The 26216-nt window shown below is 58.8% G+C and carries 22 protein-coding genes; 14 read left to right on the forward strand and 8 right to left on the reverse strand.

From position 1 onward, the window contains the following. Positions 1 to 144 precede the first annotated feature (144 nt). Together H6G53_RS17245 and H6G53_RS17250 are read left to right on the forward strand one after the other, a co-directional pair. Entirely contained in the window at positions 145 to 2658 is a 2514-nt protein-coding gene (locus tag H6G53_RS17245; protein WP_199309302.1) for a tetratricopeptide repeat protein, read from the forward strand. Positions 2659 to 2792: 134 nt separating this feature from the next. Continuing rightward, positions 2793 to 3350: a transposase gene (locus H6G53_RS17250; RefSeq protein ID WP_190535110.1), complete on the forward strand. Its 558-nt coding sequence runs from the start codon at positions 2793 to 2795 to the stop codon at positions 3348 to 3350. A gap of 79 nt (positions 3351 to 3429) precedes the next feature. Here H6G53_RS17250 and H6G53_RS17255 read toward each other — a convergent pair whose 3' ends face one another. Then, positions 3430 to 3735, reverse strand: a complete 306-nt coding sequence (locus tag H6G53_RS17255) for a hypothetical protein (RefSeq protein WP_190535112.1) — start codon at positions 3733 to 3735, stop codon at positions 3430 to 3432. On the opposite strand from H6G53_RS17255, the gene H6G53_RS17260 reads away from it, so the two are divergent. The 4 genes from H6G53_RS17260 (at position 3734) to H6G53_RS17275 (ending at position 10759) form a co-directional block, all read left to right on the forward strand. Continuing rightward, positions 3734 to 8080 carry a CHAT domain-containing protein gene (locus H6G53_RS17260; protein ID WP_190535115.1) on the forward strand — a complete coding sequence of 1449 codons (4347 nt, stop codon included), beginning with the start codon at positions 3734 to 3736 and terminating at the stop codon, positions 8078 to 8080. The two genes, H6G53_RS17255 and H6G53_RS17260, sit on opposite strands and share 2 nt — an antisense overlap. A gap of 9 nt (positions 8081 to 8089) precedes the next feature. Next, a complete protein-coding gene (locus H6G53_RS17265; RefSeq protein WP_190535118.1) occupies positions 8090 to 8263 on the forward strand; it encodes a hypothetical protein in 174 nt (57 codons plus the stop codon). A gap of 133 nt (positions 8264 to 8396) precedes the next feature. Further along, positions 8397 to 9191, forward strand: a complete 795-nt coding sequence (locus H6G53_RS17270; protein WP_190535122.1) for a cyanoexosortase B system-associated protein — start codon at positions 8397 to 8399, stop codon at positions 9189 to 9191. A 125-nt stretch (positions 9192 to 9316) separates the two neighbouring features. Continuing rightward, complete coding sequence (locus H6G53_RS17275; protein ID WP_190535124.1) at positions 9317 to 10759, forward strand: polysaccharide biosynthesis/export family protein; 1443 nt, start codon at positions 9317 to 9319, stop codon at positions 10757 to 10759. A gap of 404 nt (positions 10760 to 11163) precedes the next feature. Here H6G53_RS17275 and tpiA read toward each other — a convergent pair whose 3' ends face one another. Further along, the gene (gene tpiA, locus H6G53_RS17280; protein ID WP_190354424.1) at positions 11164 to 11889 is read right to left on the reverse strand and encodes a triose-phosphate isomerase; all 726 of its coding nucleotides are present in this window, start codon (positions 11887 to 11889) and stop codon (positions 11164 to 11166) included. Positions 11890 to 11979: 90 nt separating this feature from the next. Continuing rightward, complete coding sequence (locus H6G53_RS17285) at positions 11980 to 13059, reverse strand: M23 family metallopeptidase (protein WP_190535127.1); 1080 nt, start codon at positions 13057 to 13059, stop codon at positions 11980 to 11982. An 80-nt stretch (positions 13060 to 13139) separates the two neighbouring features. Between H6G53_RS17285 and H6G53_RS17290 the strand changes: the two genes are divergently transcribed. From H6G53_RS17290 to H6G53_RS17305, 4 genes are all read left to right on the forward strand, one after another. Continuing rightward, complete coding sequence (locus tag H6G53_RS17290) at positions 13140 to 13910, forward strand: hypothetical protein (protein ID WP_190535130.1); 771 nt, start codon at positions 13140 to 13142, stop codon at positions 13908 to 13910. Between the two features lie 212 nt (positions 13911 to 14122). Next, on the forward strand, positions 14123 to 14527 hold the full coding sequence (locus tag H6G53_RS17295) for a RusA family crossover junction endodeoxyribonuclease (RefSeq protein WP_199309303.1): 405 nt from the start codon (positions 14123 to 14125) through the stop codon (positions 14525 to 14527). Beyond that, a complete protein-coding gene (locus H6G53_RS17300) occupies positions 14527 to 15207 on the forward strand; it encodes a hypothetical protein (RefSeq protein WP_190535133.1) in 681 nt (226 codons plus the stop codon). Before H6G53_RS17295 ends, H6G53_RS17300 begins: the two co-directional genes overlap by 1 nt. A 9-nt stretch (positions 15208 to 15216) precedes the next feature. Next, on the forward strand, positions 15217 to 15885 hold the full coding sequence (locus H6G53_RS17305) for an alpha/beta hydrolase (RefSeq protein WP_190535136.1): 669 nt from the start codon (positions 15217 to 15219) through the stop codon (positions 15883 to 15885). A 40-nt stretch (positions 15886 to 15925) separates the two neighbouring features. On the opposite strand, the gene H6G53_RS17310 is transcribed toward H6G53_RS17305, so the two are convergent. Further along, on the reverse strand, positions 15926 to 16300 hold the full coding sequence (locus H6G53_RS17310) for a hypothetical protein (RefSeq protein ID WP_199309304.1): 375 nt from the start codon (positions 16298 to 16300) through the stop codon (positions 15926 to 15928). A 587-nt stretch (positions 16301 to 16887) separates the two neighbouring features. Continuing rightward, entirely contained in the window at positions 16888 to 17724 is an 837-nt protein-coding gene (locus H6G53_RS19375; protein WP_190535139.1) for a (2Fe-2S) ferredoxin domain-containing protein, read from the reverse strand. A 280-nt stretch (positions 17725 to 18004) separates the two neighbouring features. Between H6G53_RS19375 and H6G53_RS17320 the strand changes: the two genes are divergently transcribed. Then, positions 18005 to 19066 (forward strand): dipeptide epimerase, encoded by a 1062-nt coding sequence (locus H6G53_RS17320; RefSeq protein WP_099532296.1) that lies wholly within the window; start codon positions 18005 to 18007, stop codon positions 19064 to 19066. A 48-nt stretch (positions 19067 to 19114) separates the two neighbouring features. Here H6G53_RS17320 and H6G53_RS17325 read toward each other — a convergent pair whose 3' ends face one another. Beyond that, positions 19115 to 19669, reverse strand: coding sequence for a DUF2854 domain-containing protein (locus H6G53_RS17325; protein WP_099532297.1), 555 nt, complete (start codon positions 19667 to 19669; stop codon positions 19115 to 19117). Between the two features lie 171 nt (positions 19670 to 19840). On the opposite strand from H6G53_RS17325, the gene H6G53_RS17330 reads away from it, so the two are divergent. Continuing rightward, entirely contained in the window at positions 19841 to 20029 is a 189-nt protein-coding gene (locus H6G53_RS17330) for a hypothetical protein (RefSeq protein ID WP_099532295.1), read from the forward strand. 97 nt (positions 20030 to 20126) lie between these two features. Here H6G53_RS17330 and H6G53_RS17335 read toward each other — a convergent pair whose 3' ends face one another. Then, positions 20127 to 21215: an NAD(P)/FAD-dependent oxidoreductase gene (locus H6G53_RS17335; RefSeq protein ID WP_190535141.1), complete on the reverse strand. Its 1089-nt coding sequence runs from the start codon at positions 21213 to 21215 to the stop codon at positions 20127 to 20129. Between the two features lie 425 nt (positions 21216 to 21640). On the opposite strand from H6G53_RS17335, the gene H6G53_RS17340 reads away from it, so the two are divergent. Next, a complete protein-coding gene (locus H6G53_RS17340; protein ID WP_190354439.1) occupies positions 21641 to 22489 on the forward strand; it encodes a hypothetical protein in 849 nt (282 codons plus the stop codon). A 16-nt stretch (positions 22490 to 22505) separates the two neighbouring features. Next, positions 22506 to 23828 (forward strand): O-antigen ligase, encoded by a 1323-nt coding sequence (locus tag H6G53_RS17345; RefSeq protein ID WP_190535145.1) that lies wholly within the window; start codon positions 22506 to 22508, stop codon positions 23826 to 23828. An 89-nt stretch (positions 23829 to 23917) separates the two neighbouring features. On the opposite strand, the gene H6G53_RS17350 is transcribed toward H6G53_RS17345, so the two are convergent. Then, positions 23918 to 26041, reverse strand: coding sequence for a TIGR00300 family protein (locus H6G53_RS17350; protein ID WP_190528812.1), 2124 nt, complete (start codon positions 26039 to 26041; stop codon positions 23918 to 23920). Positions 26042 to 26216 lie beyond the last annotated feature (175 nt).

Genomic DNA, 26216 nt, shown 5'->3' on the forward strand with positions numbered 1-26216 from the left:
GCTACTAGATAAATTGCGATATTTGCAAGTTGTACTCGGTCGCTATGGCTCAATCAGTCATTGGAGCTATGATTTACTGCCAGAAACTCTTGTTGCCTAGAATATGAAGTTTTGTGTTTAGATTCAACACTTCTGGCACGAGCCATGAGCGATCGACCCGAAATCCAGCAGGGCATCATTGCTAACGATCAAGCCCAGATCGAGATCGGCAAGGTTGACCAGACGATGGGCGATCGCATCGAGCAGAACCACAGTGGTTCGGGCGATAACGTTGCGCGTGATAAGCACGTCCATGTCTACCAGTCAGCCCCACCGCCGAAACCGACTGGGGATGGGCCGCCGACGAATTTGCAGGATCGGGGGGTGGCGCGCGATCGCTTCTTTGGACGTGACGATGTGTTGGCAGAGTTGCACCAGTTGCTCCAAACGGGTGATCACCGGGTGGCAATCGCCAGTGTGGATGGCATGGGCGGCGTGGGCAAGAGTGAGCTGGCGGTGCAATATGCGCGGCAACATTTGCACGAAACCTATCGCGGCGGGGTGGTGTGGCTGGCGGGGGAACGGGCGGGGGTTGAGCTGTTGAACTTTGCCCGATCGCGCTTTTTCCCGACGGTTGATCTCGCGGAGTTCGGCGATTTGCCGGAGCAGTTAGACCATTGCTTGGCCCATTGGCCGGCCCAGGAAGTGCCGCCGGAATCGGTGCTGTTGATTTTTGATGATGTGACGGACTATCGCACCCAAGTTGAGGCAATTTTGCCAAGCGATTCGCGATTTCGGGTGCTGATCACGACGCGGGCGAAGTTTCAGGGGGTTGAGCGGCTGGAGTTGCAGGTGCTGACCCCAGAGGCGGCGCTCCAGTTGCTCGAAAGCATTGTGGGAAGGGAGCGGATCGCGGCGGAACCCAAGACGGCGGCGGCGCTGTGCGAATGGCTGGGCTATTTGCCGTTGGGGATTGAGTTGGTGGGCTACTACCTGAAGCGCAAGGCGGATCTGTCGCTGGCCACCATGCAAGAACGGCTGGCGGCGAAACGGTTGCAGGCCCCGGCGATCGCCCCCAAAGATCGAGATTTTCCCGAGGGAATGACGGCGCGGCGCGGGGTGGCGGCGGCCTTTGAGTTGAGCTGGCAAGCGTTGGACTCGGAGGCGCAACGGCTGGCGGTGTTGTTGGGTTGTTTTGGGCCGGCTCCGGTGTTGTGGGAGTGGGTGCAGGGTTGTTTGCCTAACGACGATGAGGAAGAACTCGAAGAGGCGCGAGATCAGTTGGTGAAGCTGAGTTTGGTGAAAGCCGAGGATGGGCAATCTGCTTTGCATCCGCTGATTCGGGAGTTCTTTGCAGCCAAACGGGCGGACTGGCCCGAGGGCGGGGCGCTGCAACAGGCATTTTTGGGGCAAATGGTGAGCGTGGCGCAAACAGTTCCCTATCCGGTGACGCTGGCTGACTTGGCGCGTACCCGCCCCGCCTGGCAACACTTGGAAACGGCAGCGGCGGCCAGTGGCGAGATTAATGATGAAGATTGCATTTGGGCCTTCACCGCACTGGCACGGCTGGCTGAGGGGCAAGGTCTCTGGGACGAAGCCGAACAGCACTACAGCGACTGCTTGAGCACCACCGAACGCCGCTTCGGCCCCGACCATCCTACCACCGCCACCAGCCTCAACGACTTGGCAGGACTCTACTATTCCCAGGGACGATACGAGGCAGCGGAACCCCTCTTTCGGCGATCGCTGGAAATCCGTGAGCAAGTGCTGGGAGTCGACCATCCCGACACCGCCCAAAGCCTCAATAGCTTGGCAAACCTCTACCAATCCCAGGGACGGTACGAGGCAGCGGAACCCCTCTACCGGCGATCGCTGGAAATCCGTGAGCAAGTGCTGGGAGTCGACCATCCCGACACCGCCATCAGCCTCAATAGCTTGGCACACCTCTACAAATCCCAGGGACAGTACAAGGCAGCGGAACTCCTATACCGGGGATCGCTGGAAATCCATAAGCAAGTACTGGGAACTGACCATCCCGACACCGCCACCATCCTCAACAACTTGGCAGGACTCTACCAATCCCAAGGACGGTACGAGGCGGCGGAACACCTCTACCGGCTATCACTGGAAATCCGTGAGCAAGTGCTGGGAGCCGACCATCTCGACACCGCCACCAGCCTCAACAACTTGGCAAACCTCTGCTTATACCAGGGATGGTACGAGGAAGCGGAACCCCTCTTGCGGCGATCACTGGAAATCCGGGAGCGAGTGCTGGGAGCCGACCATCCCTCCACCGCCACCATCCTCAACAACTTGGCAGGACTCTACGAATCCCAGGGACGGTACGAGGCAGCGGAACCTCTCTACCGGCTATCACTGGAAATCAAAGAGCGAGTGCTGGGAGCCGACCATCCCGACACCGCCATCAGCCTCAACAACTTGGCACACCTCTACCAATCCCAGGGACGGTACGAGGCAGCGGAACCCCTCTACCGGCGTTGCTTGGAGATTTTTCTAGAGAAACTCGGTCAAGACCATCCCAACACCCAAACCGTTCAAGAAAATTTCCGCATCTTCGTGCAAACCGTCATCGAAGCTGATCGCGCCGCCGAACTCTCCGACCACCCCCTCACCCAATCCATCCTGCAACAACTCACCACCCCACCCAAAACCCCGTAGGGGCGGGGTCTCCCCGCCCAGCCCCCACGACCATCCACCGCCCAGCCCCCACGACCATCCACCGCCCAGCCCCCACGACCATCCAAACGCAAAATTTTGATAATATGTGAAGCATTGTAAATGGTTGCATAACCATGGGATATAACCCCGAAATTCACCACAGGCGATCGATCCGTTTACGGAACTATGATTACGCCACACCGGGGATGTATTTCTTGACCCTTTGTACCCAACATCGCGAACCCTGGTTGGGCAAAATTATTGATGGCAAATTTGACCCCACAGAAGATGGAGAAATTGCGATCGCGGCTTGGCAATCCTTACCCCAACGATTTCCAAATATTCGATTGGATGGATTTGTGGCGATGCCTAATCATGTTCACGGCATCCTGGAAATTGTGAATGAATCGCCAGGGGCTGGGCGGGAAATGGTCGTGGGGGCTGGGCGGGGAGACCCCGCCCCTACGATTGGGGTGGGGAATGTGGTGGCGTATTTTAAATATCAGACGACGAAAACGATTAATCAAAAATCGGGTCAGGCTGGCAGACGAATTTGGCAGCGAAATTATTGGGAAAGAGTGGTGCGTCACGATCGGGAATTAACCAATTTTCGCAATTACATTGTCACCAATCCTCAACGCTGGGACTGCGATCGCCTCAATCCGCGCACCCAATGCCGCCACAATCAATAATTTTTGCCCTCAGTAATGTCAGATTCTTGATCGTGAATCCAGACACCCCGGCGATTGTTTTATAGACACCTCAGCGTACTTAAACATTCTCGAATCTGTAGGGGCGCATCGCCATACGCCCTCCGATACGCGAGATCTCCGCAAACCAATTCGTATTAAGCGATCGACCCGGTTGGAGGGCGTACAGCGGTACGCCCCGACCCGACCCCGCCCCATTGCCGCCGACAACCAACCCGCGATCCCGAGGGGCGATCGCGCCGCCGACCTCTCCGATCGCCCCAATCACCCCGCCGCTCCAAATTAAGCCAGGGTTAATCAACCGTTTGCGAGCTACGATCGCCCTAAGGACAGATCCACCCCCAGCGATCGAGCGAGGAAAAGCCATGGGTAGTTACCGGCAAACGGCGATCGGGATTTTTGGAATCGGCATGGCCCTCATGGCCAGCCCCGTCCATGCCGAACCGGCGATCGTTCCCGCCAACGACGGCCTGGGCACTACCGTTCAACAACAGGGCAACCAATACAACATCGGCGGCGGAACCCGATCGGGCGATAACCTGTTCCATAGCTTTCAGCGGCTGGGCCTCAGTCCCCAGGAAATTGCCAATTTTTTGGCCACACCAGACTTGCGGGCGATCGTTGGGCGCGTCACTGGGGGTGAGCCGTCCGTGATTGAAGGGCTGATTCGGATCTCCGGCGGCCAGCCCAATTTATATCTAATGAATCCTGCGGGGATCCTGTTTGGGGCTGGGACCCGGTTGGATGTGCCCGCCTCGTTTATGGCCACCACCGCCGATCGGCTGGGTTTCAGCGATGGCGGTTGGTTTTCTGCCCAAGGCCCCGTGGACTTTCGCGGCTTGAGCGGTTCCCTGCAATGGCTGGATTTTGTGAGCGATCGCCCGGGTCATCTGTTGAGCTGGGGTTCCTTGGCCGTGGGCGAAGGACAAAATCTGTGGCTGTTGGGCGGTGGTTCCGTGGTGTCCACGGGCCGGCTGCAAGCGCCCGGGGGCAACGTGACCGTGGCCGCCATTCCCGGCACGAATCGGGTCAGAATCGCGCCCGATGGATCCACCTTGACCTTGGAAGTGGCCTTGCCGGAACCGGGGGCGATCGGGGGGCGATCGCTGGCGGAATTGTTGGCCGGTAGCCCCACCGCCGCCGCATCCCAGTTGGTGATCAATCCCGATGGCTCGGTGCTGTTGCAGTCTGCCGCGTCGGGGCCCGTGGCCTTGCCCGATCGGGGTGTGGTGGTGGCCGGAAATGTGGACAGCGCCCGCTCCACCGGCCCCGGCGGCAGCATCACGATCGGGGGCGATCGGGTGGGTCTGGTGGGGGCTAACTTGGAAGCCAGCGGCCCTCAGGGGGGCGGTCGGGTGCAAATTGGCGGCAGCGAACGGGGCAGCGGTAATCTGTTCAGCGCTTGGGCCACTTGGGTCGATCGGGCCAGCCAAATTCAGGCCAATGCCACCGATCGAGGGGCCGGTGGTCAGGTGATTGTCTGGGCCGATGGTTTGACTTGGTATAGCGGGGCGATCGCGGCCCGGGGCGGCCCCAACGGTGGCCCGGGTGGTTTTGTGGAGCTGTCGGCCAAGGGGGAACTGGCCGTGCGGGGAACGGTGGATCTGACGGCTCCCTTGGGTTCCTTGGGCACGCTGCTGCTGGATCCCCAGGATATTCGGATTGTGCCTGGTGTCCTGGGCAGTGATGATTCACAACTGAGTAGTAATGTGCCCTTTGGCCAGCCAGAAAGTCAGATTCTGCGCACTGATCAAGGCTTTTTTACGGGGCCGCCCGCTCCCGTGGACTTCACAATCAGTGAGGGGCGCTTAGAACTGTTGTTGAGCACCGCTAACCTGATCCTGGAAGCGGAGCGGGATATTGTGCTGGAAAATTTGCTTGACGATCGCCTCAGTCTGCGGATGGCCAATGGTGGGTCGGTGCGGTTCACGGCGGGGCGCGATGTGCGGTTTTTGGATTCCGCCGATGTATTGAGCACCTTGGGCGCACCAATCACCATTCAAGCGGGCGAAGCGATCTCGATCGGGGGACTGGAAACCCAGGGCGGGGCGATCGACCTCTCGGCCGGCTCCAGCATCACCACCGGCTCCTTACGCACCACCGGTAACGAAGGTGGCCCGATCACCCTCAATAGCAGCAGCGGCTCCATCACCACGGGTGACATGAACACCATCGGCGGGGCGATTAACCTGTCTGCGCCGGGTAACCTGACCACGGGCGCAATCTCCAGCCAGGGCCCGATCGGGGGGCAAGTGACATTGCGCACCTCGGGCGGGGCGATCGCCACCGGAGCCATCACCAGTAGCGGCAGTCAGTCCGGCGGAGCGGTCACGCTCAATGGCAGCACGGGGGTGACGGTGGGGGGCAATCTCCAGGCGATCGGCAACAATGGCAGCGGCGGCGGCGTGACGATCGACAGCAGCGGCCCGATCGCCCTCAGTGGCGACCTGTCCACCAGTGCTCCGGTGATTGGCGTGGCCGGTAATGTGGCAATCGCCAGCAGCAACAACAGCGCCGCGATCGCTGGTCTAATCACAGCCGCAGGCAACGGCGGCGGCAACATCACCCTCACGGCCCAACGGGCCCTCAGCTTTGGCAGCCTCAGCACCCAGGGACAAAACGCCGCCGGTAGCATCACGCTGATCAGCGCCACGGATCAGATCAGTGGGGGCAACCTGAACGCCAGCGGCAACAGCCAAGGCGGCAATCTTCAGGCCCGCGCCAGCACCGGCATCAGTTTGGGAACCCTGAATCTCAGCGCCATTGGAGGCAACGGCGGCAACGCCAACCTCACCCTCACGGGCCCGGGCGATGTGCAAATCACTAGCCTGAACGCCCAAGGGGGGAGCGATGGTCGGGGTGGCAGCGTGGACATTGTGAGCACGCGCTTTTTCCGGGCCCTGGGGGCCTTCATTGATCGATCGGGTGTTTTGACCAGCATCGCCACGGGCGGCAGCCAGGGAGGGAATGCCGTCCGCATCACCCATGGTGGCGGTTCCCAAACGCCCGTTGTGCCTTTGGTGGTGGGCGAAACGCCCAGCAGCGGCGGCAATGGTTTGGCCGGTGGCGTATCCACCGGCAGCAGCACCATCAGCACCGGTTCCTTTCCGGGCCCCTTCACCCAGGGCAATATCGAATTCATCACCACGGGCGAGCCAGTTCCCACCCCCACGCCCACACCGACTCCTTCTCCGAGTCCCACCCCTAGCCCCACGCCGACCCCTTCTCCGAGTCCCACGCCAACGCCTTCTCCGAGTCCCACGCCAACTCCTTCTCCGAGTCCCACGCCGACTCCTTCTCCGAGTCCCACGCCGACTCCTTCTCCCAGTCCCACACCGACACCCGTTGTGGAGCCAGAAGCGGAGGGCGATCGCCCTGACCCGGAAGCGGGGCGCATCGTGCAGCAACGGCCCATGGGCAACGGGGGGCGATCGGGGGACAATCTGGCGGCCATTGAACAGGTGGCCCGTCGGCAAATTATTGACCACCTGAAAGGCGGCGCTTCGGATCGGGCGGCGGTGGAAATCGATCGACTCTATACCACCCTCACCAACGGCCATCTGGGTCGGGCCCTGAGCAACGATGTGCAGAGTTTTCCCGACCTTCAGGGCACGTTGCGCCGTTTAGAGTCAAAAACGGGACTGAAACCGGCGATTTTGTATACCTTCGCTCGCCCTGAGCAGTTGGATGTAATTTTGGTGATTCCCGACGCACCACCGATCTATCGCGTGGTGCGCGAGGCCCCGCGCGATCGGGTTTTGAAGGCGGTGAATGATTTGCGAGCCGCCATCACCACCCCCGTTGCCCGCATCAGCAACACCTACCGCCCCCCGGCCGAGCAGCTATACCGCTGGATTGTGGGACCCGTGGCCGAAGAGTTGGTGCGCCATCAGGTGGACACGATCGCCTTTTCGATGGATCGCGGAATGCGATCGCTGCCCGTGTCCGTGTTGCACGATGGCCAGCAGTTTTTGATTGAGAAATACAGCGTTGGGTTAATTCCCAGCATCAACCTGACTGATACGCAGTTTGAACCCATTCGATCGGCCCCGGTGCTCAGTTTTGGGGCCTCGGAGTTCACGGATTTGCCGCCGTTGCCCGCCGTGCCGGTGGAACTGGCCACGATCCAACGGCTGATTCCCCGGGATAAAACCTTTCTGAATGAAGAGTTCAACTTAGAAAACCTGAAACGTCAGCGGCGATCGAACCCGTTCCCGATTTTGCATTTGGCCACCCACGCGGATTTTCGGCCCGGCTCTCCCCAAGATTCCTTTGTGCGGTTATGGGATCGACGGTTAGCCGTCAGTGATTTGCGCTACTTGGGGTTGGGCAGTCCGCCCGTGGAATTGTTGGTGCTGAGCGCTTGTCGCACGGCGATCGGGGATGAGTCGGCGGAGTTGGGATTTGCGGGCTTTGCGGTGGATGCGGGGGTGAAATCCGTGGTGGCCAGCCTCTGGTATGTGAGTGACGAGGGAACCTTGGGGCTGATGGCGGGGTTCTATGATGCCCTGCGATCGGCTCCCATCAAAGCGGAAGCCCTGCGCCGGGCCCAAATTGCCATGTTGCGGGGGCAAACCCGGGCCGAAGATGGGCGCTTGGTGTTTCCCGGTGGCGTTGTCGATTTGCCGCCGGAGTCGAGCAAGTTAGCAACTTTTTCCCTAGCTCACCCCTACTATTGGGCCAGCTTCACCACGATTGGCAGTCCTTGGTAATTTGCGGCCGTGTCATCGATTTCAAATCGATCTCGAATCGATCTCCAGACGGGTCGATCGATTCCCCGGGCGATCGCGTTGCCCTTGGCGGCCACCAGTCCCAGCCCGCTATCCTGGCGAGAGGATTGGCCTGCGGATCAGCTAATCGTGGTGCATCTGTTGCTGTTTGGGTTCGTGTTGTAGTCGGTGTTTTGAGCTTTGCTTTGGTTTCAGTTTGGTTTTTTGTTTGATTGCTTTTGTTTGATTGCTTTCGTTTGATTGCTTTCGTTTGATTTTTGCTTTTGAGCCTGTCCTTGCCCGTCGCTGCTGTTCTCCCATGACCGACTCTTCCACTTCGGACTCGCAACCCACCCCCGCTCAAAATTTCTGGGGCCGCCATCGCTCAAAACTGCTGGCCCTGGGCCTGTTGGGGGCGATCGCCCTGGGATCCTTGCCGGGTTATGTGGCGGGCGGGGCCTGGCGCTGGCAACGGGCCGGCAACCCCAGCCAACTGAAAACCCTACGGCAATTACCCAAACAGGGTTTAGCCATTCCCGGTTGGCAAACCCAACCCATCAGCCAGCGCAGTTTGGGCGGTGAACAGTGGCTTTGGCAGCCGATCGAGCGAGTGCGGCCCCCAGGCCCGGGCGCAACCCCCAACGCCGCAGCCCAACGCGATCGCGCCGTGTTGTTGCTGATGCCCATGAAGCGTGGGCGCGATCGACCCCAAGTGGAATGGACCGCTCTCGATTCCGGCAACTGGCTGGGCGACGGCCTGCAAACAGACTCAGAACAGACCTTGACCCTGGCCCCGGCGGGCCTGCCGCCCTTTCGGGCCCGGCTGGTGCGGCTTTGGACTAGTCAGCACCAAACCTATTTCCTGCTGTCCTGGTATGCCTGGCCCCAAGGGGGCGACCCGGCCCCCAGCCAATGGTTTTGGCGTGATCAACTGGCCCAATGGCAACAGGGCCACACCCCTTGGGTAGCGGTCAGTTTGCTGTTGCCTACGGATAAGCCCTTGGATGAGTGGGATCAAAACTATCAAGCCCGCTTAACCGACCTGGCGCAACAGGTGCAGCAAGTTCTGCTGACAGGGCCGCTGAAACCCGTCCCCCCCAAGGTCGATCGCTAGCGCCGATCGCGAATTGCTGCATGGCTCAATCGGGATGGCATTGCTGCCCTTTGCCCCTGATTGAATTCTGCTGACTGGATACTTTGGATGCCGCTGATTCTGCCGTTGCTGCCCTTTTCTGCCCTATGGCCCGTTCCTCCCTGCCCGCCTTGACCTTGGCCCTCAGCCGTTGTTTACCGATCGTCCTGCTCAGTAGTCAGGCGATCGCCGTCTTGGCCCAAACGCCTCGCCAGGGAGCGAATGGCTCAGGTTTAGATCAGCCCGTCAATCAGCCCGATCGCGATTCCGATCCGTCCGCCGCCGCATCCACCGCTGAAGTCGTGTTTCCGGACATTCCCCGATCGGGCCCCGATCGCCCCCAACTCCAACCCATCCAAGCGGCCCCCCAGCCCAACCGGCCGCCAGCCACCCCAACAACCCCAGCCCAACCGGCCCCGACTCAACCCTCTGGCCCCAACGCCGCCCCAGTGCCACTTGTGCAACCGGGACAACCGGGACAACCGGGACAACCGGGGCAACCGGGGCAACCCATTCCCGACTGGCCCGAATCCCTCACCGCACCGCCCCCGGAATGGCGGGTCTATCGCCTCTCGTCCTACGACACGATCGCCATTCAGGTGCAAGGTTTCCCCGAACTCAACACCTCCACAATCGTCAATGTTCAGGGGCAAATTTCCGTCCCCCTACTGGGAATCGTCAACGCAGAAGGGCTAACCACCGCCGAACTGCAAAAGTTTCTACAGCAGGGTTACGAACGCTATCTTGTTAACCCGATCGTCACCGTCGGCGTGCTCACCCCCGTGAATCCTGACATTGTGGTCACTGGCGAAGTGGTCAAACCTGGGTTCTATCGAGTCAGCCCCTTTGATACGGTTGTGACCGCCCTGGTGGCCTCCGGCGGAGCCACCGACTGGGCTGATTTACGGGCCATCAAAGTTCGCCGCCAACTGCCCGACGGCTCCACGATCGAGAAAAACGTGAACCTGCTCTCCCTGCTCGTGGAAGGGGCCCCGGAACCACGGATTTATCTGCAAGATGGCGATGCGATCGTGGTGCCTCGGCGCGAATCCGGCATTGATCCGGGCTATGACGCAGACCTGATGGCCCGCAGCAACGTAGCCCGCGCCGCCATTCGGATTCGGATGGTGAACTATGCCGGTCGCGGTGGCCTGGTCACCCTCACCCTGCCCAACGGCAGTACCTTCATTGATGCGCTCAATGGCGTGTCATTGGATACCGCCCGGCTCCGGCGAATTGCCCTCATTCGTTTTGATCCAGAACAGGGCAAACCAGTCACCCGAATTCTGGATGGCAAAGCTGCGTTTATGGGCGATCCAGCCAATAATCCTCCCCTGCGCGATAACGACGTGGTAGTTGTGAACCGCAACCTCATCGCTCGCGTTACCTATGCCTTGAACACCGTGACCCAGCCGTTCCGAGATGTGTTGGGTTTCCTGCTCTTTTTCCAACAGTTGGATGAGGCGGCCACGTCCTTGTTTGGCCCCGGTGGCACGTTTGGAGGACCAGCAGAAACGCAAGAAGAAGGCAGCAGTAGCAATAATAATTAGGGAATGATCGGAGATACAGCCCTTACCTCAATTACTAAGCATAGTCGCCCGTAGGGTGGGCACTGCCCACCAAACCGTTGCTTTATGGCATCTGCAATATGGCGTGCCAATAATTCTAGGTAAAGGCTGTAGTGCCGTAATTGAGTAGTAATGAGTTAGGGAAAATCTTGCAATGTGAGTGATCGTTTACCACAAGTCATCATCTCACAGAGAGTAACTAGCGTTTTAAGCAACAGCGGCAACTCAATTCAGAATAAATTTCTGAAAAATTGGCATGATTTTGGATAAGAATGCAGGCAAGCGATCGAGTGGATATTCCGGCTCGATCGCCCGCCTATTGGTTAGCAATGGTTGAAAAAAACAAGGCAAAACAGTGAGGCAGATCGTGGCAATAATGATGGCAATTATTGATAGTTCACAATCCGAGCAAAGCCGATCGGGTCAAGGCTAGCGCCACCAACCAACACACCGTTAATTTCCGGTTGGGCCATAATTTCATCAATCAACTCGGGCTTGACAGAACCGCCGTATTGAATCGGCAAGTCTTCACCATTGAGTTGATCGCGAATCCAGCCAATCACTCGGTTGGCTTCTTTGGATTCGCAGGTGTCCCCGGTACCGATCGCCCAAATGGGTTCATAGGCAATCACCAGATTGCTGAGGTTCACGCCCACCAACCCCGCCTTCAATTGTTGGGCAATGTGGGTTTGGGTTTCGCCTGCGTCGCGCTGTTGTTTGGTTTCGCCCACACACAAAATCGGGGTTAAGCCGGCCGCTTGGGCCGCCTTCAATCGGCGGTTGACGGTTTCGTCGGTTTCACCAAAATATTGCCGCCGTTCGCTGTGGCCCACCACCACGTAGCGAACACCCAGTTCGGTCAGCATTTCAGCCGAAATTTCGCCGGTATAGGCTCCGTTGGCTTCCCAATGGACGTTTTGCGCGCCGATGCGAATGCGGCTGCCGTGAAGAGCATTGGACAGCACGCTGAGATCCGTGAAGGGAACGCACAGCACAATTTCGCGATCGTCCGGGGTTTCGGCGATTTGCTCAACGAAGGGCTTCAAAAACTCCAGGGTTTCGGCCTGGGTTTTATACATTTTCCAGTTGCCTGCAATGACGGTCTTAGCCAAGGTTCGGGGTTGCCTATTGCGCTAGAAATTTCCTCCTAGAACCTTATCGGGTCGGGCGATCGCGGTCAATTCAGAAGCGAAGGCCAACTGTCATCGATTGCTGGAACCGTTACGGGGCGGACTGGGGCGCGGGCTGGGTCGGTTGCCAGTGGGGGCGGTGGGGTTGGGTGGGGTCGATCGCGCCGGTTCCATGCGTTGTAGGTAAGGGCCAGGATTTTGCGCCACCCAGCCCACGGAGGAGTTATAGCGAACTTCAAACCACAGGCCACGGCTGCGACCGTTGGCGGGGCGGCTGGGAATCGTACCCAGGCGAGTGCCCGCGTTGACCCGTTGCCCGCGCTGGACGGAGGTGGCTCCCAGGTTGGCGTAGCGAGTTTGGCGGCCGCCCTGGTGATTGATCACCACCAGTTGTCCTGGATAGCCAGAGTTGGGGCCCACAAAGGCGACGGTTCCGGGCCCAACGGCCAAGACAACGGCGCTGGGTCGGGCTTCAAGGGTGATGTAACTGTTAAAGACGGCGGCTCCGGCGGGCCCCACTTGCCAACCAAAGTCCGTCAGGGGACGGCTAATTTCCGACAGGGGATAGCGCAGCAGGTCGTTGTCGGGGTCGCTGGCGCTGGGGGGCGCGCCGACTCCAGGGTCGATCGGGGACCAAAGCACGCCGGGCACAAAGACCGATCGCCCCGGTTGGGCCTGGCAACCATTGACCGTAAACAGAGAGTCGGCCCGAACGCGGTATTGCTGGGCGATCGACTGCCAATTGTCGCCCGGTTGGGTTTCCACCCGAATTCCGTTAATGGGAGCAATCAAAATTTCCGTGCCGGGTTTGGGCAGTTGGCCGCCCCGCAGGTTGGGATTCAGGGCCAGCAGGGTGCTGGGCAACAGGTTATAGCGACTGGCAAGACTTTCGACGGTTTCTCCGGCGGCCAACCGATGGCGAACCAGTCGATCGAGCACCGCCGGGCCACAGGGGTTGCTGTTTGGCTCGGGGGTGGGGGGTTCGGCGGCTTGGGCATTGGCATGGGTAACGGGCATCAGGACGGGCCCCAAGGCGATCGCCCCCCAAAGCAACCAGCGCCAAGGGCCCGATCGCCTACCCGTTTCCTGGTTCCGGGTCTGGCCCAGCCCACCACCGACCAACGCAAATATCTCAGATACAATGAGGCCCATCTCGCCACCCAATGCCCAAAGCGGATACATCTTCCACGGTACGCATTCCACCATACGCATTCCAACAGGCTTCAGCAGCAATGACGGTGCAATCCGGCCCCGATGCTTCCGGCTTTCCCTTGGCGGATGAAGCTCGTGAAGAAGGTTTTGATCATTACCGCGATGATTACGATGCCGATTCCCGCGACGTGCCATTGTGGCCCACGCGCCGGATGCCCCGTTCCCCCGCCAGCCGATCGCCCCAAGACTTCACATCGGTGCTGCGGGAAATAGACCCCAGCGCCGGACAACCCGACCTTGCACCACAGCCCGACCTAATCGATTGCGTTGAGTTTTTGCGGAGTTTGCACCGCCCGATCGATCCAGCCGTGGCCGCCTTACCCCCCCTAGACACCGCGCCTTCGGAGCGCCAGGCGATCGAGTGGGAATACAAAATTGTGCGCGCCAAGCGTCCCCTCTTTGCCAATCCTGTCACCTTTGCCCAACTTTGTCGCGAAGAAGCCCTGGCCGGTTGGATTTTGTTGGAAAAGTTTGATGATCGCCGGGTACGATTTCGCCGACCGCTGCACTTGCGCGACGAACTGGATCGATCGGCTCTGCCCTTTGATCCCTATCGCACCCAATACCAAGGGCCCGGCTTCCGCAATTGGGGTTGGGGAATTGCCGCCCTGCTCGCGGCGGTCACCATTCCGGCCTATGCGGGCTATGCCTGGGTTTCGGTGCAACTGTTGGGCCCTTGGCGCGATGATTTGCCCCGTCCGGCCCAGCGGGTGGCTCCGGCTCCACCCCTGAATCCTCCCGCCGAGTCAGTGCTTGACATCCTCCCCGCCCCAAGGAACGAAGATTCCTAGACCTCGCGATCTAGGTTTCTGCTTTATTGCACCTGCCTCCACTCTCAAGGAGTTTTCCGGTCTTACGGTTGCTCCACAGACTGACACCGCTAGCCCAGCGGCCTGTCAAATTCTAGCAGGCCCTAAAGGGCGGGGTTTTAGACCCCGTGTTAAGACAATAAATGCACAAATGCAAATGCACATCTGCCACTTGAAATTTACTTGAGAGTATTTTGACGAGACTTGAGTTCATAGTCGATGGGCCACCCGTATCTCAACAAACCCGTAGGCGGGAGCGTCTTAGAGCCTGGAAAACGACAGTACGACAAGAAGCAGAGAAATATTGGCCCCCAGGACAAAAAGCAGCGATCGGTCTAATCATGCTGCAAATAACCTATTTCTATGATTCTGTGGCTATGGATGTGGACAATATTGTCAAGCCAATTCAAGATGCCATAATTGGATTAGCCTACATTGATGATGATCAAGTCACTGATGTTCTTGTCAGAAAACGAAATCTGTCAGGCAACTTTAAAATTGAAAATATGACCTCAACCTTGGCAGAAGGCTTTCTTCGTGGCAATGAATTTTTGCATATTGTCGTCATTGATGCTCCCGATCAAGAGGTACTTATTTAATGGCAACTTCATCTGCAACTCTAGAAAGAGAGCGATTACTGCAATTGGCGGAAGAATATCGTAATCAGGGATACGAGGTTTATTTTCATCCGAGTCTTGAAGATCTGCCAAATTTTCTGAAGAATTATCGTCCTGATATGATTGCTCGGCGAGGGAATGAAGCTGTGATCATTGAAGTGAAATCACGCCGTTCTCTGAGTTCCTCTTCTAGGCAATATCTCCAAAATTTAGCTCAATCCGTGGAACAGCATCCCGGTTGGCGCTTTGAGTTAGTGATGACTAATCCAGAGGATGCCGTCTACCCGCCAGAGGCTGAAGGCTCTCTTCAAGCATCTGAAATCGAAACAAGATTGCAGATAGCAAGGCAACTTGCAACGCAACATCCAGAGTCCGCGCTCCTCTATTCCTGGTCTCTGGCGGAGGCAAGCTTAAGGCTTGTTGCAGAAAATGAAGGAGTGATTGTACAAAAACTTGATCCACACTATCTCGTCAAACAGTTGGTGACAGAGGGTGTAATTTCGCGCTCTGAGTATCAGGTACTTATGAATGCGCTTTCATTGCGCAATGTAGTTGCTCATGGCTTTAAGACCGTACAGATTACACAAGAGTCTATAGATCAGCTAATTGATATTGCCGAGCAACTGTTGAAAATTTCGCATATTCGTGCCGAATCAGACTAATTAACTCAAATGCAACAGACGATTTCAACTCAACAGCACTGCGTTAAAGGTTCTCTGTTGCCGCTGATTTTGCTCAACCAAGTTGATTGCGCCCTGCTACCCGATCGCGCCCTGGCCCGTTGGATGACCGGTTCGATCGCCGGCCTCGCGATCGCCTGGGGAGCCGGGACTGGCCCCGCGATCGCGGCGGAAACCATCACCTTTCGCTACGGCCCTTTGGGAGGAGCCTTGCCGGTCACCGATTTGGCGACTTGGGCCGATCGGGGAGAACTCTCGGATGATTTGGAAACCTATTTGATCTTGAGCCAGCAACGACCCGATCGGGTGCGCCAAATTTTGACCCAGCGGGTGACCATGCCCCCTGTGTTGCTCGATCGGGCCCTGGCCAGTTCCCAGGGAGCAATCCTGTTGGAGCAGTTGAGCCAAGTGTTGCAAGGGCCCAAGCGCACCGACAACAATCAAAATCTCCGCCGGGCCCTGATGGCCGCAGCGGAGAATGACGGTCAAATTTCCCTGTTGGAGCTACTGCAAAAGTACCCGACTCAGAATGTGGATCTGCGGGTCGATCGACTGGTGAACTTAGCGGAAACTTGGCAACAATGGCGCGATCGGGGTGGTCAGTGGCTGGAGCAGCTCAATCAATGGGGAGACCGACTGAGATCGCGCCTGTTGTTTTGAAAAAGCATCACCCTGGCGACCATGCCCAGGTCTTGCAACCCTAGCGATACAGCAGTCGATTCAGAATGCTGCGACCATTGGGCGAAAACACTTCCACCCGAATCGTGTCCGGATCCGACGGTTGCCAGCTCACCCGATAGCGATGACCGCTATTGTTCCAGGTGTAGGTGCGGCGGCTGGCATTGCCACCCACGGAAGCCCCGCTCAAAAACAATGAATCCCCGCTATTTTCATTGCGGCCGTAGTAGGTGAGCGCGTTGCCTTGGTAAGCAATGCGCACGGTCCATTCCCCATCGGAAAATGTGCCGGTGGGCAAGCTTTGGGCCAAAACCACCGACGGGGCGATCGCGCTTTCAATCACTGGAACTGCCAAACCGAGTCCAATGGCCAAGGCGATCGCCGGCAGAGACATCATCGACTGCTTCATAAGTTGGAAAACATTGGGAAACGGATCCAAAACGGCTGAGGAGCTGAGAAAAACAATCGGCAGAGATGTTACACACCCCCGCCGAGAAGATCCAACTCGATTTTTATCTACCGCTTCTGAACCCCAGAATATCGGTGGAATCCTGAGATGGAAAGGAGTTGTGACCGATCGCTCGCAATTTTTAACAGACTGTAGAACTTTGCATTGGTTAGTTACCAAAACGCGAGTTCTCTAGACCTCTTGCGCGAATCAGCGAACAGCCCTCATCCCCCAACCCCTTCTCCCAAGGAGGGCGAAGGGGAGCCAGAAATCGGGAATAACGGCGATTTCGTTGTTGGTTGCCAAGTCCCTCTCCCGACTTGGGAGAGGGATTTAGGGTGAGGGTTTTGATTGATGCAAGAGGTCTTCTGGGCCATGCCTCCGTTTCTCCAGGCCGCGCGACGCAAACATCAGGGTTTCAGAAAGAAGACGACAGACCCTAGGGCCTGTCGTTTGTTCCTGGAATCCAGCGGAAATGGTTAATTTTCGATGCCCAAATCGTCGTCACAAGGGGCTGAGGGATTGGAGAACCAACCCTAAGACAGTTGCCCGAAGTGGGTTTCAATCAGCTCGGGGATCCGATCGGGCGAGATCCGGGTGTGGCGGGTTTTGTCCGGAAGGGTCACCACCGCCGGGCCGCGACTACATTCCTTGAGACAGCCCGTGGTTTGTACCTTGACCCGATCGCTCAGTCCCCGATCGGCCAAAGCCTGGTTAATGGCCCGGCAAACGCCATCGCTGCCCCGCTTCCGACAACTGGACTTTTGACAAATCAGGATTCTGCCGACGGGGCGGTTGGCAGGGCCCGTGGTGGCGCGATCGGTTGAGCGATCGCTTGCGTGATCGGTTGGGCGCGCTGATGACCGATCGGGTGAAGGGGACTGTGCAGGCGGCGTGAAGGGGGCCCGGTGGGGCATGGGAGCCGCAGCGGGGCGCGTGGGGGGCGCTGCCGGTTGCCGAGTCCAGGGCAAATTAGCCGAACGACTGAAGGGCGATCGCCCTGCCGGTTCCATGGGTTGCACCGAAGATCCCGTGAGGGCCTTGGCCTTAAACTTCACCCACCCTTTGTAGGGATGACATTTAGCCGTGCCCGCCAGGGAAACCCAACTGCCCACATGCAAGGTGTGGCCCAGGCGCGATCGCAACGGCTTAGCCAACTTGATCTGTTCAATGCGTCCGTCGGTTTCGAGTTGAAGCGCCTTGCAGCGGCCGGCCTTGTCGGTGTGGGTGGCACAAATGCGACCGCTCAGTTGGAAAAATTGTCGTTTTTTAAAGGGATAAAAGACCGATTGCAGCCCAAGCCGAGGGGGCGTGGCGGGGTTGAAAGGATTATGCGCGTTATGCAAGGGGCGATCGAACGAAAACGGCTTCACGAAGTCCTCCAACTATCCAGAAAGATTTGCAATAAGGGAGGCTAAACAAAGGGGGTACGTCGATCGCCACCCCCGCTTCAGCCCATCAGGCTTGATTTATTGAGAAAACTATTCAATTAGAGTTTAGTGGATCTTGGCACACTTGCATCAAGGCGATTGAAAGAGTTTGCAGGAGGTTGCCTGCGCACAGTTGGATGGGTTAACGGCGAATTAACGTTTGATTAATGGGGCGATCGGTTATGGATTGCCCTTTAGCCACTCATTCCCCTCCTCTCTCGCAATGCAAATTTGCGTCGAACGTTTCACGGTCACCAAGCGATCACCCCTCACCATCAGTCGCGGCACAAACCACGGCAACACCAATCTCTGGCTGCGGATCTTTGCAGAGGGCTACGAAGGGTGGGGCGAGGCTTCCCCGGTGGTGCATGGGGCCCACGCCCAAACCACTGAGGCCTTGGCCAAGGCTCTGGAGTCGATCGGGCCGCAACTGGCCGGCTGCCACCCACTCGATCGCCAGCAAATTGCCGATCGGGTGCGCTCATTGCCCTCGGCGGCGCGGGCGGCGATCGATCTGGCCCTGTGGGATTGGGCGGGCAAGCGATCGGGATTGCCCCTCTGGCAACTGTGGGGAGGCGATCGGGAACGGATTCCGCCCATTTCCGTAACAATCGGGATTGGCTCTCCGGCGGCGGCCCGGGAGCGGGTTCAACAGTGGCGATCGGTGATTGAAACCCCTTGGCTGAAGTTGAAGCTCGGTAGCCCCGAGGGGTTGGCGGCCGATCGGGCCCTGGTGGAAGCCGTGTTGGCAGAAGCCCCAACGGCCAAAATTTTGGTGGATGCCAATGGGGGTTGGGACTTGGCCGGGGCGATCGAGATGGCCCGCTGGTTAGCCGATCGGGGCGTGGTGTATCTGGAACAGCCCTTGCCCGTGGGCCAAGAAACCCAACTCGCGGAGCTGAAGGCGCGATCGCCCCTCCCGATTTTTGTGGATGAAAGCTGTTTTGATGAGCGAGATATTCCGCAGCTTGCGCCCCACATCCACGGCATCAACATCAAGCTGATGAAATCCGGCGGTCTGACAGCGGCCACAAGGCTGGTGGCCACGGCGCGGGCCTGTGGCTTGCAAGTGATGTTTGGCTGCTATTCCGACAGTGCCTTGGCCAACACCGCTGCCTTGCAGTTGGGCCCCTGGGCCGATTACTTGGACTTGGATAGCCATCTGAATTTGATGGACGATCCCTTTGTGGGCGCGGCGATTGCGCCCGGTGGTCGATTGTTGCCCCCGATCGAGCCAGGGCTAGGGGTGCAACGGCGCGATCAACCCGCCATTGAAGAGCCTTAGGCAGAGACAGCGCCCGATCGAAGCGGTTGATCGAAGCAGTTGGCAGATCTAGGCCGTCGGGGCCGGTGAAATCAACGACACAACCACGATCGAACCCTCGCCTTGGGCCACCTCCGCTCGCAAGTTGGGGCCAAAGAAGCGCTCAATCTTGTCCCGCTTGGTCTGCCAGGTTTCAAAGGGCATTTTTGGAGATTCAAACTCCAGGATCAGCCCATAGTCTCCTTGCAAGTCCACCTCTTCCACGCTGACCAGTTTGGGCCGTTCAGGATCCGTGGGAGCCAAGCCCAAACGCTCCAGCGCCAAGGAAAGATGGGCCTCTTCACCGTAGCGATAACGGGTCACATCCTTGCGCACCTGGTTTTGGGTGGGGGTGGCCAGGCGATCGCGCAGGGCAACGACCTCCGAAGACGTGGGAGTTTTGTAGGGGGCTGGTTTCAACTCCGCAGCCTTCAGGGCCAAGCCCCCCAACAGCACCGGCACGCCGTAAAAAAAGGTGATCAGATTCAGGGTTGAGTTACCAATGACATAGGCCACTGCCGCGATCGCCGTTAAGGCTCCACCGGCATAGAGCAAAATTCGAGCAAGGGGAAGGCTGCCAAACACGATCGCGTTCCGGGTATTCATTAACTAATGTAAATTCTGAGATGGAATGGCCCATTCGTCTAGCGGACGGGACGATCCCCAACTCCGCACCGACAGGACTGGATAACCGACCCGAACCCTTTTGCCCCCAACCCTTTAGAACGCTTTCGTAAAGCTGAGGATGACTGTGCCATGGATGTGCAAGTGCTGAAAGATCAGGTGCGATCGATTGCGGCCAAACGAGATTATTTATTGTCGCTGCTCGATCGAGCCGATTTGGGCCCGATTCGGATTGACGTGAACCAGGCCTTGGAAGAGTTGGATGATTTGATTGCGGAATATGAGGAAGCCTTTCCCGGCGAGGCAATTCCCCAGGTCTAATTCCCCAAACCTGGGGGGCGCGATCAATCCGCAATCCCATCGGTAGCGGGGCCCCGCAGGAGACCCTAAAAACGTAGGGTCTTAAAAGTAAGGGGCCTTAAAAACAGTGGACTAGCAGTTCTTGGGCGGCAGATAGTCCCGATCGCATTGCCGCTTCTAGGGATTGTCCCGGCGGATGAGCTGCACACCAGTCCCCCGCCACCGCCAGGGCCCGATCGGGATCAATCCAACACCCCTCATCCAGCGGATTTCGGGCGATCGCGTAGCGCCAACGGTGTACCTGAATCCATTCGGGCTGTTGCAGGTGCAAGCCCAGATCGGCCCCGGCGCGATCGAGCAGCGCTTGCCCCACGGCCTCCAGCGTTGGCACATCCCACAGCCGCTCGGCCACCGCAGCCGAACTTTGCAACAGCAACACCGGTTGCCCCATGGCCCAGATCCCGTCGGCCTTGCTGTCTTCGCGGGCTAACCAGCGCCAATCGGTGGGAATTTGGGCCCGAATTCCCTGCCAAGCTTCCCCATTGGGCAACTGCAATTCCCGATCGGGGCCATAGGCGGCCGTGACGCTGAAGCAGGGATCGAAGGTCACTTGGCGGGCCCGCTTGGCCCAGTCGGGGGCCACCGACTCCAGCAAGTCCGCCGCCTGGGGAGCCGGAATGGCCAGCACGATCGCCCCAGCAGTCCAAAATTCCTGCTGTTGCTCCGGTTCGATCGCCGCCGGAAAATCACACTGAATTGTCCAAGGTTCTCCCGGTTTTTCTGGAGCCGTCAGGGCAATGGCCCGGTGGCCACGGGCGATCGTTAGCCCCGCTGCCAATTGTTTGGCCGCAACGCTCAAACCAGCGGGCATGGCCCAGCGTTGATCCCCCGGAATGGTTCGCAAGCCCTCGGCGGTCAGGTGATGGAGCGGTTGGGGCCAAGGTTGCAGGTCGCTGGTGTTTTGCAGTTCCTGGATCCAAGCTTCCGTTAAGGGCCCCTGAGGTTCCAGGTAGGGCACGCCTCGATCGGCCCGACTGTCCAAATGGCGACGGGTATTTAGCCGCCCACCCAAGCCCCGGGACTTTTCCAGCACCACGACCGATCGCCCGGCCGTTTGCAGTTGGCGGGCTGCCGTGAGTCCCGCCAACCCTGCGCCAATCACCGCGACAGAATGAGAGGGAGTTAAAGTCGGGGGAAGCGTTGTCATAGGGACTTGATATCGGGGCGATCGGGCCAGGAATTTTACGGAGACTTTGCGTTATTTTTGGGGCAACCCAGCAGCACGGGCTAAACGGCCAAGCCCATGGTCAGGGTTACCGGAACTTCAGACACTAAGACGAAATGCAAAGAAAATCTAAAGATTGTAGCGAGATTTAGCGCGATCTTACGTCAAGGCCATGGGCGTTTTCCCATCCCTTTGTACAATGGGGCTGACCCCAGGGCAAAGCAAATTTAGGCGTTGAGTTGCCATTCCTGCGCCCTTGTGTGACACCTTTGGGAGCGATTGGCGCTAACTCTCACCCAAGCCATAGAAACCAAGCCATAAACAGGCTATTAGCGAGCCATTCATTGGCAATTCAAACGCTATTTAAACGCTGGCAATCACGCTGGAAATGATGCGGAGTTGGGGCTGTGGACGAACTGCGAGCAGCATTGGAATTAGCAACTAATGACGAGTTGCGCGAACTGACGGAGATGCTGTTCGCGCGGAAGTTTAACCCCTTGGACTACGTTGCTACGCCCGATCCCCTGTCGGTGCAGAGCCGCGATCGGGAAGCTTGGTTGGACGCGATCGACCGCCGATTTCGCTACTTGGCCGCCGATGGGCTAACGGTGTTGCGGGGGCGGTTCCATGAGGTGACCTACCGCGATGTGTTGGTCAGGGTTTGCCAACATTTGCGATTGCCCTACGGTGAAACCTGGACGGCAACGGAGCTGGAGGCGGAAATTTTTCTGCATTTGCTCGATCGAGCCTGGAAGCGATTGCCCAAGCGCCAGCGGGCCGCCCTGACCAAGGACTTGCAACGGTCGATCGCCACGATTCCCGGTGTGGATGCCATTCCCGCAACCCTGCGGCGCGATCCGGTGCGGCTGCTGTTGGAAGGGGGCAGCGCGATCGCCCTGGATGCGGTGGTGCGGCCCCTGGTGTTGCGGCAAATTGCCCAGCAGTTTGTAACCCACATGGTGCGATATCAGTCGGCCCAGGTGGCGATCGCGGCTTCCGGCGGCGCGGCGGCGGCCCTGGAAACCCAAGTGGCGGCCAAGATGGCCCAACGGGGAATGATGATGACGGCCGCTCGCTATGGTGCTGCGCAAACGGTGTTGGCGGTGATGGGGCCCCTGATGTGGGGCTGGTTTTTTGCGGATTTGGGTTGGCGAACGATCGCCACCAACTACGGGCGGATTGTGCCAGCGGTGTTTGCCCTGGCCCAAATTCGGATGACACGCGGCGATGACGCGATCGCCTACGGATTTGCCTAGGGAGCGAGCCTAGGCCATGGGGAAGTTGGCCGCGCTGGGGCGGGTTTGGCTGTGGCCCACGCGCTCGATTGTGATTGACCCGGCCCTGTTGGGGCCTTGGGCGGGGCTTTGGTGGGGGCTGTTGGTGTTGCCCCTGAGTCCGGCCTTGGGAGCGGTGGCGATTGGGCTGGGGATCATTGCCACCTATTGGCAACGCTGGAATGCAATTCGGCGCGATCGGCTGGTTTGGGCCTGGGGGGCGATCGGCCTGGTGATGTTGCTGTCCTTGCCCGGTTCGCCCAACTTGGAACGGGCGGCGTTGGGGCTGGCGAATTTCTTACCGTTTTTTTGGGCCTTTGGGGCCTTCAGCCAACTGATCACCCATCGATCGCACCTGCGGCCCTTGGCTCAGGCGATCGTGTGGGGTTGCCTGCCCGCCGTGGGGTTGGGGTTGGGGCAACTGTTTGGGGGATGGCGCGGCCCGGTGCGCATCGTGCCGGTGATTGACTGGATTTTAGCTGCGGGCGGCAATCCGCCAGGGCGACTGTCTTCGGCGTTTGAATATGCCAACGTGACCGCCAGCTACTTTGGGGTAGCGCTGGTGCTGGCCTTGGGGTTGTTGGTGATGGATCGGGAACGGCAGCGACAAGCGCAAACCCACCGATCGACCCATGCCGCCCTCGGTTGGGGGGTGATCCTGGGCAATGGATTATCAGTGCTTTTGCTGCTGGGGGCGATCGGGCTGACAGACTCTCGCAGTGGTTGGGCCCTGGCCGCGATCGACCTGTTGGCTACGGGACTATACGTTGGTTGGTTTTGGTTGTTGGCCCTGGCGGGCGGGGCGATCGCCTTGGCGCTGGGGGCGGCCTTTGGCCCGGAACCGGCCGCCGGGCCCCTGAGGGCGATCGTCCCGAAGGCCATTTGGGGCCGGCTGAATGATGCCCTTTATCCCGATCGCCCCGAAGCGACCCTGCGCCGGAGTCAGTGGGACTTTGCTTGGAATTTGGCAGCCCAACGGCCCTGGACGGGTTGGGGTCTGGGAAACTTCACAGGACTGTATCAACAGGCCACGGGCAATTGGCTGGGCCATCCCCACAACTTGGCCCTGATGTTGGCCATGGAAACGGGCTGGCCAGCGGCTTTGGGGCTGATTTGCCTCTGTGGCTGGATCATGGCCCAGTTCACCCGGGCGATCGGTCGTTGGGGCGATCGGGACTCCCAAACCCGTTTAGCCGCTTGGGGCTTGGGATTCGCCAATCTCGCCGCTTACCATCTCTTGGATGTCACCCTGTTTGATTTGCGGGTGAATTTATTGGGCTGGGTGTTGTTAGCGGGAATGCATGGCTTGCTCAAGGCCTAGGCCGGTTGTGGCAACCATGGACTGACAGGGGCTGGGATCGGTTGCCAAAGCGGATGGCCCCGAAACCCAGCCCATTGAGCGCCTAACGCCTAAACTGCCAGTTCGTAGGGGCTTTCCAGCTTGTCCAACTGCCGCATCAGCAGGCTCAGGAACAGACCCACATCGGTCACCACGCCCACGGACTCCAGGGAGCCACGATCGGCCAGTTTCGTCACCACCGCCGGGTTGATGTCCACGCAAACCAGCTTCACACCCGCTGGGGTCATGTTGCCCACCCCGATCGAGTGGAGCATGGAAGACAGCATGATGATGGTGTCTGCCCCTTCCAGTAGTTGGGCGTAGGCTTGCTGGGCTTCCACCATGTCCGTCACCGTATCCGGCAAGGGGCCATCATCGCGGATTGATCCCGCCAGCACAAAGGGCACATCCTGTTTGACGCACTCATACATGATCCCGTTGGTCAACACGCCCTGTTCCACGGCCTTGGCAATGTTGCCGCAACGGCGAATGGTGTTGATCGTCTTCAGGTGGTGGCGGTGGCCGCCGCGCACAGCGATTCCTTGCTTCATGTCCACCCCCAAGGAAGTGCCCATCAAGGCCTGTTCCATGTCGTGAACAGCGATCGCGTTGCCGCCCAACAAGGCATGGACATAGCCTTCGCGAATCAGCCGCGAAAGGTGCTCACCGCCGCCCGTGTGGATCACCACCGGCCCCGCAACCACAACGGTTTTGCCGCGCCGCTCCCGCACCTGGCGCAGTTCCCAAGCAATTTGTTCCACCACCAGTTCCACGCGGCGCTCGCTGGAAACGCCGGATCCCATGAAGGTAAATTCCTGGGACTCGCGGGCCGTGCGATCGCCCCGGGCTTCGGCCTTGCGCACCGTGCGGATCCCGTCAATGCCGGTCACCACATATTCACCCAACTCCAGATCCCGCAGCAGTTTGCAGCGAGCCACCGGTTGCCCTTCGTTCAGGCCCGAGATCGCGATCGCCCCGTCCATGCGTTGGTTTTGCAGACGCACCCACCGGCCTTGGATCCGCACTTCCGTGGGGTAAATGGTGGTGACGTAAAAGTCATCGGGAGCCACGCCGGGCAGCTCAATGGGTTCCAACTGAGCATCCCGCTCGGCGCGATCGTCCGGAGCCACGGCCCCCAGATCGATCAACTGAGCCATCAATTCTTCCATCACCTCATGGGACGGTGCGGAAACCTTGATCCGAGCGGCGGAGGTGCTTTGGCGCTGCTCACCCAACCGGAAATCCAACACTTGGAAGCTGCCGCCCCCTTCCACAATCAAGTCCAGGGCGCGGTTAATTAGCCCCGAGTCCAGCAAGTGCCCTTGCATTTGAATCACACGGGTTTCAACGCCGGCCACCGCATGGCGATCTTCCATCACCGGCTCATTCACCCGCAGGGTCAGGCACTTGGCCGCGCCACCCGCCTTCAGGAATTCCGTGAGGGGCGTTTCCACCACCTCAAACCCGGCCCGCGCCAGGGCGGATTTCAGGCTGTTGCTGGCCTTGTTCATGACCACCACTTGGCCCAGGTTCACGGAGTTGCAGGCAAAGTTCACCGCGTCGGCTTCCTCGATCGCGATCCGCTTGGCCGCCGGAACCCGTCGCTCAATCAGTTGGTTGGAGTAGGCATCGAATGCACCGGGATAGTAGAGCAAGTAGCCGCCTTCGAGGGGACAGAAGCAGGTATCCAGGTGATAGAACCGCTCATCAACCAAGTGCAAAGACAGCACCTCAATATCCAGCCATTGGGCCAGGTAGGGATGCGAGTCCAATTCGGAGCGGAAGCCATAGCCCGCCCAGAGCCACCGCCCTTCGCGATCGAACAGGGCATCGCCGGCCCCTTCAAAGGGCAAATCCTTGGGCAGTTCGTAAACCGTGAAGCCGTTTTGCTCAAACCAGGCTTTGAAGTAGGGTTCTTCACCCTGCCGTTCCTTGTGATAGAAGCGACTGAGAACGGCCTTGTCTCCCAGCACCAGGCCGGCGTTGGCGGTGAACACCATGTCGGGCCAACCTTTGGCCGGTTCCACCAAATCGACGATCGCCCGAGCCTTGAGCACTTTGTAGAGTTTTTGCCACTGCTCCACTGCCCGATCGCGCGAGGACTTGTGGACATTGCCCTCCATCCAGGGATTAATCACATAATCCACGTCGTAGTGGTCAGGCGAGCACATCAGAATGCGAAGCTGGGCGGTCATAACAGTGTCAGGTTGTGTGTAGGCCGAGGTTGAGCAAACAAGCCGTGGTCTAAACCCCGATCCAAGCTTGAATCAGGGAGTGATTGGGGCGCGGGTTCTGTGGAGGTTATTCTAAAAAATGCCCCCGTTCCGCAAGGTTCACAGGCGACAGTTTTCAGAGTCATTTTCAGGGCCG

It is taken from the genome of Limnothrix sp. FACHB-406 (assembly GCF_014698235.1).
Lineage (GTDB): Bacteria > Cyanobacteriota > Cyanobacteriia > CACIAM-69d > CACIAM-69d > CACIAM-69d.

Coding starts and splice junctions, on each gene's coding strand:
- H6G53_RS17330 (WP_099532295.1), top strand. CDS start 19,841: ATGGATGTGCAAGTGCTGAAAGATCAGGTGCGATCGATTGCGGCCAAA.
- H6G53_RS17250 (WP_190535110.1), top strand. CDS start 2,793: ATGGGATATAACCCCGAAATTCACCACAGGCGATCGATCCGTTTACGG.
- H6G53_RS17300 (WP_190535133.1), top strand. CDS start 14,527: ATGGCAACTTCATCTGCAACTCTAGAAAGAGAGCGATTACTGCAATTG.
- H6G53_RS17350 (WP_190528812.1), bottom strand. CDS start 26,041: ATGACCGCCCAGCTTCGCATTCTGATGTGCTCGCCTGACCACTACGAC.
- H6G53_RS17290 (WP_190535130.1), top strand. CDS start 13,140: ATGACGGTGCAATCCGGCCCCGATGCTTCCGGCTTTCCCTTGGCGGAT.
- H6G53_RS17335 (WP_190535141.1), bottom strand. CDS start 21,215: ATGACAACGCTTCCCCCGACTTTAACTCCCTCTCATTCTGTCGCGGTG.
- H6G53_RS17245 (WP_199309302.1), top strand. CDS start 145: ATGAGCGATCGACCCGAAATCCAGCAGGGCATCATTGCTAACGATCAA.
- H6G53_RS17255 (WP_190535112.1), bottom strand. CDS start 3,735: ATGGCTTTTCCTCGCTCGATCGCTGGGGGTGGATCTGTCCTTAGGGCG.
- H6G53_RS17310 (WP_199309304.1), bottom strand. CDS start 16,300: ATGATGTCTCTGCCGGCGATCGCCTTGGCCATTGGACTCGGTTTGGCA.
- H6G53_RS17345 (WP_190535145.1), top strand. CDS start 22,506: ATGGGGAAGTTGGCCGCGCTGGGGCGGGTTTGGCTGTGGCCCACGCGC.
- H6G53_RS17275 (WP_190535124.1), top strand. CDS start 9,317: ATGGCCCGTTCCTCCCTGCCCGCCTTGACCTTGGCCCTCAGCCGTTGT.
- H6G53_RS17270 (WP_190535122.1), top strand. CDS start 8,397: ATGACCGACTCTTCCACTTCGGACTCGCAACCCACCCCCGCTCAAAAT.
- H6G53_RS17260 (WP_190535115.1), top strand. CDS start 3,734: ATGGGTAGTTACCGGCAAACGGCGATCGGGATTTTTGGAATCGGCATG.
- H6G53_RS17320 (WP_099532296.1), top strand. CDS start 18,005: ATGCAAATTTGCGTCGAACGTTTCACGGTCACCAAGCGATCACCCCTC.
- H6G53_RS17285 (WP_190535127.1), bottom strand. CDS start 13,059: ATGGGCCTCATTGTATCTGAGATATTTGCGTTGGTCGGTGGTGGGCTG.
- H6G53_RS17305 (WP_190535136.1), top strand. CDS start 15,217: ATGCAACAGACGATTTCAACTCAACAGCACTGCGTTAAAGGTTCTCTG.